The sequence below is a fragment of the Acerihabitans sp. TG2 genome, from assembly GCF_035013185.1.
Lineage (GTDB): Bacteria > Pseudomonadota > Gammaproteobacteria > Enterobacterales > Enterobacteriaceae > Acerihabitans.
Map to the genome: position 1 here is coordinate 107081 of NZ_JAYGJO010000007.1, position 12780 is coordinate 119860.

10 protein-coding genes are annotated in these 12780 nt (G+C 52.7%); 2 read left to right on the forward strand and 8 right to left on the reverse strand.

Annotated features, from left to right (window positions below):
- Positions 1–32: 32 nt before the first annotated feature.
- From poxB to cspD, 3 genes are all read right to left on the reverse strand, one after another.
- Positions 33–1754, reverse strand: a complete 1722-nt coding sequence (gene poxB, locus SJI19_RS08720) for a ubiquinone-dependent pyruvate dehydrogenase (RefSeq protein WP_323477864.1) — start codon at positions 1752–1754, stop codon at positions 33–35.
- 110 nt (positions 1755–1864) lie between these two features.
- Positions 1865–2764: a lysine exporter LysO family protein gene (locus tag SJI19_RS08725; protein WP_323477939.1), complete on the reverse strand. Its 900-nt coding sequence runs from the start codon at positions 2762–2764 to the stop codon at positions 1865–1867.
- A 459-nt stretch (positions 2765–3223) separates the two neighbouring features.
- Entirely contained in the window at positions 3224–3445 is a 222-nt protein-coding gene (gene cspD, locus SJI19_RS08730) for a cold shock-like protein CspD (RefSeq protein ID WP_323477865.1), read from the reverse strand.
- A 366-nt stretch (positions 3446–3811) separates the two neighbouring features.
- Here cspD and clpS point away from each other — a divergent pair, with 366 nt between their 5' ends.
- Both clpS and clpA read left to right on the forward strand, forming a co-directional pair.
- Positions 3812–4132 (forward strand): ATP-dependent Clp protease adapter ClpS, encoded by a 321-nt coding sequence (gene clpS / locus SJI19_RS08735; RefSeq protein WP_323477866.1) that lies wholly within the window; start codon positions 3812–3814, stop codon positions 4130–4132.
- A gap of 27 nt (positions 4133–4159) precedes the next feature.
- A complete protein-coding gene (gene clpA, locus SJI19_RS08740; protein ID WP_323477867.1) occupies positions 4160–6433 on the forward strand; it encodes an ATP-dependent Clp protease ATP-binding subunit ClpA in 2274 nt (757 codons plus the stop codon).
- A 117-nt stretch (positions 6434–6550) separates the two neighbouring features.
- Here clpA and SJI19_RS08745 read toward each other — a convergent pair whose 3' ends face one another.
- The 5 genes from SJI19_RS08745 to cydD form a co-directional block, all read right to left on the reverse strand.
- A complete protein-coding gene (locus tag SJI19_RS08745; RefSeq protein ID WP_323477868.1) occupies positions 6551–7516 on the reverse strand; it encodes a VirK/YbjX family protein in 966 nt (321 codons plus the stop codon).
- A 494-nt stretch (positions 7517–8010) separates the two neighbouring features.
- Positions 8011–8229, reverse strand: coding sequence for a translation initiation factor IF-1 (infA, locus tag SJI19_RS08750; protein WP_002211347.1), 219 nt, complete (start codon positions 8227–8229; stop codon positions 8011–8013).
- A 92-nt stretch (positions 8230–8321) separates the two neighbouring features.
- Positions 8322–9050, reverse strand: coding sequence for a leucyl/phenylalanyl-tRNA--protein transferase (gene aat / locus SJI19_RS08755; protein ID WP_323477940.1), 729 nt, complete (start codon positions 9048–9050; stop codon positions 8322–8324).
- Positions 9051–9095: 45 nt separating this feature from the next.
- On the reverse strand, positions 9096–10823 hold the full coding sequence (gene cydC / locus SJI19_RS08760) for a heme ABC transporter ATP-binding protein/permease CydC (RefSeq protein ID WP_323477869.1): 1728 nt from the start codon (positions 10821–10823) through the stop codon (positions 9096–9098).
- Positions 10824–10825: 2 nt separating this feature from the next.
- Positions 10826–12589: a heme ABC transporter permease/ATP-binding protein CydD gene (gene cydD, locus SJI19_RS08765; RefSeq protein WP_323477870.1), complete on the reverse strand. Its 1764-nt coding sequence runs from the start codon at positions 12587–12589 to the stop codon at positions 10826–10828.
- Positions 12590–12780 lie beyond the last annotated feature (191 nt).

The following is a 12780-nucleotide window of genomic DNA, read 5'->3' on the forward strand; positions in this document are numbered from 1 at the left end:
TACGCGGCTTCCCGGGCGGAATAGATTACGGATTAACGCAGCCAGTTGGTTTTTGCCAAGTCGACCACTTCATCACCGCGCCCGTTAATAATAGCCCGCAGCATATAAAGACTGAATCCCTTTGCTTGCTCAAATTTAATTTGCGGTGGCATCGCCAGCTCTTCTTTGGCGGTGACCACATCTACCACCACCGGTCCATCAGTGGCAAACGCCTCTTGCAGCGCCGCAGGCAGATCAGCGGATTTCTCCACCCGGATGCCCTTGATACCGGACGCGCGGGCGATGGCCGCGAAATCGGGATTTTGTAAATCGGTGCCGTCGGTCAGATAACCACCTGCCTTCATTTCCATGGCGACAAAACCCAGCACACTGTTGTTAAAAATCACGATCTTTACCGGTAAATGCATTTGCGCCATGGATAAAAAATCACCCATAAGCATGGTAAAACCGCCGTCGCCACACAACGCCACCACTTGTCTCCCGGGATAAGCGGCCTGGGCGCCTAATGCCTGTGGCATGGCATTGGCCATAGAGCCATGATTAAATGAGCCGATGAGGCGGCGTTTACCGTTCATTTCCAGGTAACGCGCCGCCCAGACCGTCGGGGTGCCCACATCGCAGGTAAAAATAGTGTCGTCGTCTGCCAACTGGCTGACTAACTTGGCCACATATTGAGGATGTATGGCTTTGTTCGCGCTCGGTTGTGCTAACGCGTCCAGGTCGCGGCGAGTTTCACGATAATGTTCCAGCGCCTGATCCAGATGGTGTCGGCCAGTTTTGGCCGTTAACTGCGGCAGCAAGGCCGCCAGGGTTGATTTAATATCACCCACCAAGGACATATTGACGGCGCAGTGGGCACCTAAACTGCCTGGATCAATGTCAATTTGTATGATGTTGGCATCGGAAGGATAAAAGGCGCGATAAGGAAAGCGAGTTCCCAACAGCACCAGCGTATCGGCGTTCATCATGGCGTGATAGCCGGAAGAGAAACCAATCAGACCGGTCATTCCCACATCATAGGGGTTTTCCCATTCCAGGTGCTCTTTGCCACGTAGCGCATGGACTATCGGTGCTTTGATCAATCCCGCCAGTTGTACCACCTCATCATGGGCCTGAGCGCAACCGCTGCCGCACAATAACGTGATATTTTCCGCCTGATTGAGTATCGCCGCCAGTTTCTCCAATTCACTTGGCGGTGGCACCGATAGCGGCTGACATGGCGTATACCAAATGGGTTGTCCATCGTCCGGCGCCGGTTTGAGCGCGACGTCACCGGGTATAACGATAACCGAGACGCCACGGTTCAGGATGGCTTTACGCATGGCAATGCCTAGCACCTGAGGTAATTGCTCCGGATTGGAAACCAGCTCGCAGTAATGGCTGCACTCGCGGAACAGCTCTTCTGGATGGGTTTCCTGGAAATAACCGCTGCCAATTTCACTGGAGGGAATATGGGCGGCAATGGCCAAAACCGGTACCTGGTTGCGATGGCAATCATATAATCCGTTAATCAAATGCAGGTTACCTGGACCGCAAGAACCGGCGCATACCGCCAGTTGGCCGGTGAGCTGGGCTTCGGCACCGGCGGCGAACGCGGCCACTTCTTCATGGCGCGTCCCCATCCATTCAATTGTGCCCATACGGTTAAGGCTATCACTTAATCCATTCAGCGAGTCGCCGGTAACCCCCCAAATACGTTTAACGCCGGCTTGCTCTAGGGTTTTGGCAACCATTGATGCAACGGTTTGTTTCATCTTTTTCCCCTTTGGAATTGGTCAGAAAGACGCTACATATGTTACTTAGCTCATCAAGCTTAGTCTTTTTCGTCGTAGATTGGCAGCCACAAAAGCCATGTTGCAGTCGCTCAAGCTGAGAACAATGCGATAAGCACCGGTGCCAGCAAGCTGAGCAAAAAACCGTGCACAATAGCGGCTGGCACCACCTCTAGCCCGCCGCTGCGCTGGAGTACCGGCAGAGTGAAGTCCATGGATGTTGCCCCACAAAGTCCCAAGGCAACGCTGCGACTGCGCCGCATCAGCCCAGGAATCAGCATGATGGCCAGCAGTTCGCGTACCAGATCGTTGAAAAAAGCGGCACTGCCGATCACCGGACCGAAGGCATCGCTCATTAAAATTCCCGACAGAGAATACCACCCAAAGGCCGATGCCATGGCCAGGCCAGTATGCAAGGGTAAGTGCAGTACTATCGCCGCCACCGCGCCACCGAGCATGGCGCTGGCGGCCACCACCAGTGCAATGCTGGCTCCGCGACGATTCAGCAGAATTTGCCGCAGTGTCATGCCGCTGTTTCGCAGTTGGATGCCGACCAGCAGCAGCAGCAGGATCAACGCAAACTCGCTGGCTTTAGACGCGACGCTGAGCCAATGCCACTGCGTCAGGCCGACCACAAAACCGCTGATCACCACCAGGCAAAGTTGTAATGAATCCATCGCCATACGCAGTCTGGACGGGGGTTTGGCCTGACGTTCAGTGCCGCGCCAGGGCGCACGTTTTTCCAGCCACCACAACGCGAGGGCATTGGCGGCCAATATGCACAGCGCACTGACACCAGCATACCAGACAATCAATAGCAGGTTGGTGGCTAAATTGTCGAGGAATGCTAAACTTATCCCCATGAAAAACAATATGATATACACCATGGCGCTTAAAAGCCGATCGAGAATACGCCGCAAATTTTGACCCAGTCGCGGCAGTAGATAACCGGCGATAAGGGGAATGAGTATAATTAACAGGCCGGAATACATGGTGGGGATCACATCCTTTTGGCGGCGAGAATGAAAAAGCAGCCATACGCTAACCAAAAGGAGGATGTCTGTAAAGGCGACCGTCGCCGTATCGTTGGTTGAGCTACACCCTGATTACTGAGGAAATACCTATTTCACCAAAAATTCAAATACCGAAAGTCACTGCGAGGGGCATAATGCCAGAGGAAAAATAAATAACTTATTATTTATCCTTTATTTGCATTTACTCACCTAATGCCATTACCCATAAGAAGCCTAATGCCAATTCCGCAAGCGGCTGGTCGGTGACCGGGGTTTAGTCAACGGTGGAAAAGATAGTGATTGCGGCTGGCATAATTATACTTGCGTCTTAAAATAAAAATGTTATACCTTTAGTAAGCAAAAAGAGCGGCAAAAAAAATGCCAGCGATTCACTGGCATTATATGAACAATTGTAGGCATTAATCGCGAGGCGAGTTATCAGGCAACAGTCTCGGCTTCAACAGGCACAATCAGACTCGCGTGGTTCCCCTTGGGACCTTCATGAACGTCGAATCTGACAAACTGCCCGGCTTTGAGCGTTCGATAACCGTCCATCTGGATGGTTGAGTAATGCGCAAATATATCCTCGCCGCCACTTTCAGGACAGATAAACCCAAAACCTTTGGCGTTATTGAACCATTTAACTTTACCCGTCTCCATGCTTCTACATCCCTCGCAGCCGAATTTAAACGTGATGAGGATTGTTGACGCTATAAGCCTTATTGGTCAAAAGCGCCGTAGCTTACGCAAGTACACTCTAGAGGATAGGAACAATAGGTCAAGAGGATGCAGGGGGAGTTGGTGGATGATATTACCAAACTTTGAAGCAGGTAACGATATTGGCGCTTTTTTGACAAAATTTCAATACAATTGCCGCGTTCAGAATCCTATCGTTGTTATAGGTGATAACTCACAGCAGCGTTAGGCATCTGATGTCAAACTTATGACTACGATGGGGCTGTACCGCAATGATAGCCAGACGGTAGCAGCGTTAAACCAAAGAGAGCAACACGCGACGGAAAGACGATGGGTAACACAAGCGAAAGGTCAGGTGAACAAAAATTTGCCGAGGATCTGTTGAAAGATGCGGTAAAACCCCCATCAATGTATAAAGTGATAATTATCAATGACGATTACACTCCAATGGAATTTGTTATTGACGTGCTGCAAAAGTTCTTTTCTTATGATGTGGAACGTGCAACGCAACTGATGCTTACAGTGCACTATCATGGTAAGGCTATTTGCGGTGTGTACACCGCCGAGGTGGCTGAAACCAAAGTCGCGCATGTTAACCAATATGCTCGCGAAAATGAGCATCCGTTGCTTTGTACGCTGGAAAAGGCCTGAACGGGCAATCAATTTTGGGAGGTGCCAATGCTCAATCAAGAACTGGAACTCAGTTTAAATATGGCTTTCGCCAGAGCGCGTGAGCACCGGCATGAGTTTATGACCGTTGAACATCTGCTGCTGGCATTGCTCAGCAACCCTTCCGCGCGGGAAGCGCTGGAGGCGTGTACGGTCGATCTGGTGGCGTTACGCCAGGAACTCGAGGCTTTCATCGAACAGACCACACCAACCTTACCCACCAGTGACGAAGAACGAGACACGCAGCCGACGCTCAGTTTTCAACGGGTGCTGCAACGCGCCGTGTTCCACGTACAATCTTCTGGTCGCAGTGAAGTGTCCGGCGCCAACGTCCTGGTCGCCATTTTCAGCGAACAGGAGTCCCAGGCCGCCTACCTGCTGCGCAAGCATGACGTAAGCCGCCTGGACATTGTTAACTTTATTTCCCATGGCACACGTAAAGATGAAACTCAGGCGCCCGGGTCTGAAACCCCGGTCAATGAAGAGCAGGCAGGCGGGGAGGATCGTATGGAAAACTTCACGACAAATCTCAACCAACTTGCCCGGGTGGGGGGAATTGATCCGCTGATTGGCCGTGAGCTTGAGCTCGAACGCACCATTCAGGTTTTGTGCCGTCGCCGTAAAAATAACCCGTTGTTTGTCGGTGAGTCTGGTGTCGGGAAAACGGCAATCGCCGAGGGCCTGGCCTGGCGTATCGTTCAGGGTGATGTGCCCGAGGTGATTGCCGACTGCACCATCTACTCCCTGGATATCGGGTCGTTGCTGGCCGGCACCAAATACCGCGGTGATTTTGAAAAGCGCTTCAAAGCCTTGTTAAAACAACTGGAGTCAGATAAGAGCAGCATTTTGTTCATTGATGAAATCCACACCATCATCGGCGCGGGCGCAGCGTCTGGTGGCCAGGTTGATGCGGCTAACCTGATCAAACCGCTGCTGTCGAGTGGCAAGATCCGGGTCATGGGATCCACGACGTATCAGGAGTTCAGCAATATTTTCGAAAAGGATCGCGCTCTGGCGCGCCGTTTCCAGAAAATCGATATTACCGAGCCAACGGTGGAGGAAACTGTACAGATCCTTACCGGCCTGAAACCCAAATACGAAGCCCACCATGACGTGCGTTACACCGCCAAGGCTGTTCGCGCCGCAGTGGAGCTGGCGGTGAAATATATCAACGATCGCCATTTACCGGACAAAGCCATTGACGTTATTGATGAGGCTGGCGCGCGTAGCCGATTGATGCCGGTGAGTAAGCGTAAGAAAACGGTCAACGTAGCGGATATCGAGTCGGTAGTGGCACGCATTGCCCGTATTCCGGAAAAAACCGTCTCGGCAAGTGATCGCGATGTGTTGAGAAATCTGGGCGACCGGTTGAAAATGCTGGTCTTCGGGCAAGATAAGGCCATAGAAGCACTGACTGAAGCGATTAAAATGAGCCGAGCCGGTTTGGGCCAGGATCATAAGCCGGTAGGTTCATTCCTGTTCGCGGGCCCTACCGGGGTAGGTAAAACCGAGGTCACCGTGCAATTGGCTAAAGCGCTGGATATTGAGCTACTGCGCTTTGATATGTCCGAGTATATGGAACGCCATACTGTCAGTCGCCTGATCGGTGCGCCTCCAGGTTATGTCGGTTATGATCAGGGTGGCCTGTTGACCGATGCGGTACTCAAGCATCCTCATGCAGTATTGTTGCTTGATGAAATCGAAAAAGCGCATCCGGATGTGTTTAACCTGCTGTTGCAGGTCATGGACAACGGCACGCTTACCGATAACAATGGCCGCAAAGCGGACTTTCGTAACGTGATTGTGGTGATGACTACCAATGCCGGCGTTCAGGAAACCCAGCGTCAGTCGATTGGCATGATCCAGCAGGACAACAGTACCGATGCCATGGGTGAAATCAAAAAGATTTTCACCCCTGAATTCCGTAACCGCCTGGATAATGTTATTTGGTTTAACCACCTCGCCCCTGACATTATTCAACAGGTGGTGGATAAATTTATCGTTGAACTGCAAGCGCAATTGGATGCGAAAGGGGTTTCACTGGAGGTCAGTGACGACGCACGCGATTGGTTATCGACTAAGGGTTATGATAAGTCCATGGGCGCGCGACCGATGGCCAGGGTTATGCAGGAAAATCTGAAAAAACCGTTGGCCAATGAACTGTTGTTCGGTTCGTTAGTCGATGGCGGCTCGGTCAGGGTTGAGCTGAATAAGGACAAACAGGAACTGAGCTATCATTTCCTTAGCGCGCAAAAACGTAAAGCGGAAGGTGTGGTTCATTAATTCACCGAGGTGGGTTTTGCTGAGTAAAGAATGGCGGCCATCTGGCCGCCATTCTTTTGCGTGAGTCTGAACCTTTTGGCGTTCTTCAACGCCGATGTCTTTAACCTAAACTCGGGGCTATTCGATATTCTGGGGTATGGAACATAATAGTGATTCCGTGCTGCTATTCATTTCATCCAGTAGCGTATAACGCTTACGGTATTCTGAGCGTTTTTTACTCGGCAAGTCTTCCATTTCTTTTCTTGGAATAGTTTGTGGAATTGAATATAACGCTGATGAATATCGATTGGCGCCAATGGAATCCCAAAATTCATCGTAGCTCGCGACAAAGGTATTTTTTTTGCGATGACGGTAACGCAAGCTGTGAAATACATGCCCGGCATTGCTTACGGCCAGGATATGTTGAATACCTGCCTGCGCGGCGATACGCTGCAGACTCTCCAACAGCAGGCGTTTGGGGAACAGTCCATAACAGGACTTGGTCGCCTGTTTAATCACTTCGTGTGGCGTCGAACGATTTGCGCCCTGGAAACCACCAACGATCAAAACCGTGCCCTGTGGGCGATTCACCACGCAAAAGGTCAGTGCAGCCAATTTGGTCTCTTCCATGTACAAAAACATGTTGGTTTCACCCTCACGCTCCGATTGGCCGATTGAGCCCATCTTAACCGTGAAAGCTTCCCCTTCTTTACCGTAAAAGCTGCTGACCACGCGCCCGCGCGCACTGATAAATGCATTTTTTAACGCGGTATTTTCAATATTTTCGACAAAGGTGTAATGATCAATTAATGCGCTCACCCGCAGGGCAGGTGGCAAGTCGGCATACAAATAAGGTTTATGGATCTTATTAGGCAGTTTGGTCTGGACGGTAAAGGCTTCTTGCCAAATAGGCTCTGCCGCGATTTTATTAAGGATCTTGAGGGTGAGCAGGGGATGTATAAAAGTACGCACTGCATATTTGATTCGAAAATAGCTGTCGCGCCAAAGGTCGTCCGGTACGCATCTCTTGGTCAGTAACTCAATAAAAAGATGTATGCCATTGGCTTTTACGTTGCCAATTCTATTGAGTGACGAGTGTTCCATGATCTTTTCCGAGGTATAAATAAATACGGTAGCATGGCTACTTAAACCGTATTTCAACGAATCGTCAAAAGGGAGTGAAAAAGGATTTAGGGTTGTCTATATGACTTAGGACACGATGGTTCACCGCGGGCGGCGGGAGTTGAATAAATAGTGAGCGTAGAGAACGAAACCGGGTGGCGACACTTTTGTTCTGAAAGGATAGTGGCCGTAATAACCGCTCGGACGGGCGCGCTGGCGAAAAAAAATGAAAAGGTGGGGAAGAACAACCCCACGTGAAACCTGGGGCTGGTTAGTTGTCTGGGACGATACACAACATCGCCTATGCTGACCATGAGACTCAGCCTGGTGTTAAAGACGTACCTGGCGGATGCCTTGGTACGTCTTTGCATAAAACCATTATGCCGGGCCGTCTTTCGGCGCCGGCATCTGGTGTTTCAGACGGTAGGTAGGTGATATCCACGCCCGTGGGCGACGATCAGCGATCGGGAAGCCTATCAGCGGCTACGGAAGACAATGCGGCCTTTGCTCAGGTCGTACGGGGTCAGCTCAACAGTGACTTTGTCGCCCGTCAGGATGCGGATGTAGTTTTTACGCATTTTACCGGAGATATGAGCGGTTACCACATGCCCGTTTTCCAATTCCACACGGAACATGGTGTTAGGCAGTGTATCCAATACCGTGCCTTGCATTTCAATATTGTCTTCTTTGGCCATCGAATCCTCTAGGTTTAAATACCATAGTTTTTAACCGGCAAGATAATGCCGAAAAACCCTCATTATGTAAAGAAGTGATGAAGATCGCCGCATTATTCACAGTGATTAAGATCGCTGTTTAAGGTGACGGCAGAGAGGGTTTGTGGTTGCCAGCAATCGGGCGCCAGCGTTAAAGGTAGTAACTGACTCAGCAGGGCCAGAAAGTCGCGTCGTGGGATGTCCCTTGCGCCTAACGAGGCCGTGTGTGAGTTCAATACCTGACAGTCTATCAGTTTTCCGCCCTGTTGCCTAAAGAAACGGCAAAAAGTCAGCAACGCGATTTTGGATGCGTTATCCCGCCGGCTGAACATGGATTCACCGCAGAACAAGGCACCTTGTGCTACGCCATACATTCCCCCGACCAATTCATCCCCATCCCAGGCTTCAACCGAATGTGCATATCCTAGGGTATGCAGCCGGTTATAGGCCTGGGCGACATCGGGGCCAATCCAGGTGCCTTGCGTGCCACGATCGGCGCACATGGCCAGCACTTCCGGGAATGCCTGGTTAAGTGAAATACGGTACGGACAGTGCCGGGAAAACCGTTTTAGGCTGCGGCTAATGTGAAACTCTTGCGGATAGAGTACGGCACGGGGATCTGGTGACCACCAGAGGATGGCGTCTCCAGGCGAATACCAGGGGAAAATACCCGATTGGTATGCCATCAGTAACCGTTCGGGAGACAGGTCGCCACCAAAGGCCAGTAGCCCGTTGGGTTCATGGAACGCCGACGCCGGCGCGGGAAAGCGCAGCGAATCGTGGGACAGTCTGTAAAGTCGCAGGTTACTTGCCGTATTATCCGCCTTGCCTGAAATGGGATCGCAGCATTATAAGCCTAAAGGCTGGTGATAGTGGTAATAATGTCCCTGTTTGGCCATCAGGCTCTGGTGGTTACCTTGTTCGCTTATCATGCCCTGTTCCATAATATAGATCCGATCCATTAATTCCAGCCCTTGTAATCGGTGGGTGACGATAATCAGCGTTTTATGCATAACGAGTCGCTGCAGTAGGACCATTATCTGCATCTCGGTGGCGGCATCCAGGCCTTCGGTGGGTTCGTCTAGCAACACCAACGGTCCGTTGTGCAGCAGGGCGCGGGCGATGCCGACCCGCCGCTGTTCGCCACCGGATAATGGGCGTCCGCCTTCGCCAAGCCAGGCATCAAACCCTTCGTTTTCCAGTAGTTTTTCCAGGCCCAATGCTTCTAGCAGGGTGGTCAACTGCTCATCGCTGGCGTTGGGGGCGCCGAGGCGCAAATTATCGCGCAGGGTAGCGCTAAAAATATGCACTCGCTGCGGGACCACGCTTATCATCGACCGCAGCGAGGGTTCATCCCAGTCGGCAAGCGGTCGGCCGTTGAGCTTAATGCAACCTGCGTCAACATCCCAGGCGCGGTTTACGAGTTGCAGCAGGGAGGATTTGCCGCTGCCGGTATGGCCGAGGATGGCCACATGCTCTCCCGCGCCGATGGGTATTGAAAGGTGGTTAACCGCCGGCTGCGTTTGTCCGGGGTAGGTAAACGATACGTTCTGAATGTCCAGCGCCGCCCGGTCGGCGGTCGAGGGTCCCGTATCAGGAAAGGTGACCGCCGGCTGACGATGTATGATGTCAGCAATACGCCCAGCGGAGGCGATGACCTGTCCGAGATGTTGAAACGCCCCGGCTACCGGTCCCAGCGCTTCGAAGGCCGCCAGGCTGGTAAAGACAAACAGCGCAATCAATGCCCCTGGTTGACTGTCGCCGCCAATACCGCCCGCCGCCAGCCATAGCACCAGAGTGACCGTGATGCCAGTGATCAGGGTGAGCAGACTCTGGGCGCCAGCGGCCAGATTGGCCTGTTGGTACTGACGCTGCTGCCAACGTTGCTCGGTGTAGTCCAACTGCTGGCGATAACGCTCAGCCGCGCCGTAGACAGTGAGATCCGCATGTCCCTGCAGCCAGGTGCCCAGTTGTAGGCGGTAGGTCGCACGCAGGTGGGTAAGGTCGCGGCCCAGGGGTTTTCCCGCTTGATAGAACAACGGGGGGATCACCAACAGCGTAGCCAACATAATGCCTCCCACTGTCAGGGCCAGGGTGACGTCAAGCCAGCACAACCCTAGTGTGACTACCAGAATGATGGTAAACGCGCTTAGCAGGGGCGATAGCACCCTTAAATAGAGATGATCCAGGGTATCAACGTCCGCCACTAGCCGATTGAGCAGTTCCGCTTGGCGAAAGCGGGCAATCACGCCAGGCGAAAGGGGCATAATCTTTTCGAAGGCATAAATGCGCAGGTGTTGCAATACGCGAAAGGTCGCGTCATGGCTGACCACGCGTTCCGCCCAGCGTCCTGCTGTGCGGGTAATGGCCGAACCGCGTACACCAGCGGCTGGCAAGAGGTAGTTGAAGCTGTAAAGGCCTGCAGTACCGGCGAGAGCGCACCCGGCCAGGAACCAGCCGGAAAGCGTTAATAAACCAATACTGGCCAACAGCGTGATGATAGACAGCAACATGCCAAGCGCTATTTGCCAGGCATGGCGGCGATATAATGCCAGAAAAGGGAGTAAAACGCGCATGTTCAAAGTCCTCCACGGCGTTGGGCAATCAGATCCGCAAAGGGACCGGGTACAGCGGCTAACTGTTTATAAATGCCTTGCTGCAGAATCTGGCCATGCCCCATCACCCAAATGGCATCATAGTCACGGATATCCGCCAATTGATGCGTCACCAATACTGTGGTTTGCCGGCGGGAAGCCTCGTCCAATGCACGCATAATCAACCTTTCACTATGGGCATCCAGGCTGGCAGTCGGTTCATCGAGCAATAACAATCCCGGTGATTTCAGTAATGCGCGCGCCAAGGCCACCCGCTGGGACTGGCCAACCGATAACTGGGCGGCATCGTCGCCAACCATCGTGTCAAGTCCTTGAGGCAGTAACGGCAGAAATTCGTCAATATAAGCACGCTTGACCACCAATGCTAACGCGGTGTCATCGGCAGTCGGTTGCCCGAGTAAAATATTATCGCGCAAAGTCGGTGCGGGTAAATACGGGTTTTGGCTGACCCAACTGAGTTGTTGGCGCCAGTGCTGTGGTGCCAGATCCCGTAGCTCATGGCCGTCGAGGGTCAGCGAGCCTTGGTAAGGTAAAAAACCGAGCAGCACCTGTAATAGCGAACTCTTGCCCGCACCACTTTGCCCGACAATAGCCAATCGGGCACCGGCGGCCAAGGTAAAGTCCAGCGGACCGACCAGGCGGGTCCCGTCGGGAGCCATGACCTCTAGACCTTGCGCGCAAATGGACAGCGCGCCGAAAGTCGGTGTGTTCTGTCCTTCACCTTGCGCACGGCCGTCGGACTGCAAAAAGTCGACCAGGGATTCCGCTGCGCCCACCGCCTGTGCCTTGGCATGATAAAACGTACCCAAGTCTCGCAGCGGCTGGAAAAATTCCGGTGCCAGGATCAATACCAGAAAACCGGCAAATAACGTTACTCCGGTGCCGTAGCTGCCAAAATTCAGTTCACCGAGATACGAAAAACCAAAATAAACCGCGACCAGGGCGATGGAAATCGAAGCAAAAAACTCCAATACTCCCGAGGAAAGAAATGCCAGACGCAGCACCTCCATGGTGCGCAAACGAAAATCATCGGTTGCCTGGCGAATATGATCAGTTTCAGCTTGCGCCCGGTTAAACAGGCGCAGTGTCTCGAGTCCGCGCAACCGGTCGAGAAAGTAGCCGGAAAGGCGCGACAGCGCCAGAAAGTTGCGGCGGTTGGCATCGGCGGCGCCCATGCCGACCAGCGCCATAAACATAGGGATCAGTGGCGCGGTGCAAAATAAAATCAGGCCTGCCATCCAGTTCACTGGAAACACCACAATGAGAATCAGCAGCGGCACCAGTCCGGCCAGATACATCTGCGGAAGATAGCGGGCATAATAGTCCTGCATGTCCTCGATTTGTTCTAGCAGCAGGCTGCTCCAACTGCCGGCGGGTTTGCCCTGAATCCAGGCCGGCCCCAGCCGCTCCAAGCGGTCGAGGGCCTGACGGCGGATTTCCCGGCGAATTTCCCGGCCGGCGATAAACCCAACACGTTCACGCAGCCATCCCAATAGCGCCCGGACACAAAACAGCACCGCCATGGCGATAAACCAGCCGGTTAATTCGTCCCGGGAACGCTGTTCGATAATGAGTGCCTGTAATAAATGAGCCAATACCCAGGCGTGGGCGACGATCACCAGACCGCTTAACGACCCTAGCACGAGGGAAAGACGCAGCCAGCGCTTAACCAGCACACTTTGCAACTTGAGCCAGCGGACGAGCACGTGTTGTCGATTTTTATTCATTGAAGACAATTTTCAGCCGATATGTGATGTGTAGGCGCAAATCCCACCAGGGGATACGAGATGCCGGCGAAAAGGTTAATCAGCCTGGCGCACCAATATATTACTCTGTTGCGGGAGCGGAGAAAATAATAAGGCGGCACATTGCCGCCTTAAGTGACTCAGCCGCTGCCCGGTGTTGCCTCGCAGCCTGC

Coding starts and splice junctions, on each gene's coding strand:
- poxB (WP_323477864.1), bottom strand. CDS start 1,754: ATGAAACAAACCGTTGCATCAATGGTTGCCAAAACCCTAGAGCAAGCC.
- SJI19_RS08725 (WP_323477939.1), bottom strand. CDS start 2,764: ATGTATTCCGGCCTGTTAATTATACTCATTCCCCTTATCGCCGGTTAT.
- cspD (WP_323477865.1), bottom strand. CDS start 3,445: ATGGAGACGGGTAAAGTTAAATGGTTCAATAACGCCAAAGGTTTTGGG.
- clpS (WP_323477866.1), top strand. CDS start 3,812: ATGGGTAACACAAGCGAAAGGTCAGGTGAACAAAAATTTGCCGAGGAT.
- clpA (WP_323477867.1), top strand. CDS start 4,160: ATGCTCAATCAAGAACTGGAACTCAGTTTAAATATGGCTTTCGCCAGA.
- SJI19_RS08745 (WP_323477868.1), bottom strand. CDS start 7,516: ATGGAACACTCGTCACTCAATAGAATTGGCAACGTAAAAGCCAATGGC.
- infA (WP_002211347.1), bottom strand. CDS start 8,229: ATGGCCAAAGAAGACAATATTGAAATGCAAGGCACGGTATTGGATACA.
- cydC (WP_323477869.1), bottom strand. CDS start 10,823: ATGCGCGTTTTACTCCCTTTTCTGGCATTATATCGCCGCCATGCCTGG.
- cydD (WP_323477870.1), bottom strand. CDS start 12,589: ATGAATAAAAATCGACAACACGTGCTCGTCCGCTGGCTCAAGTTGCAA.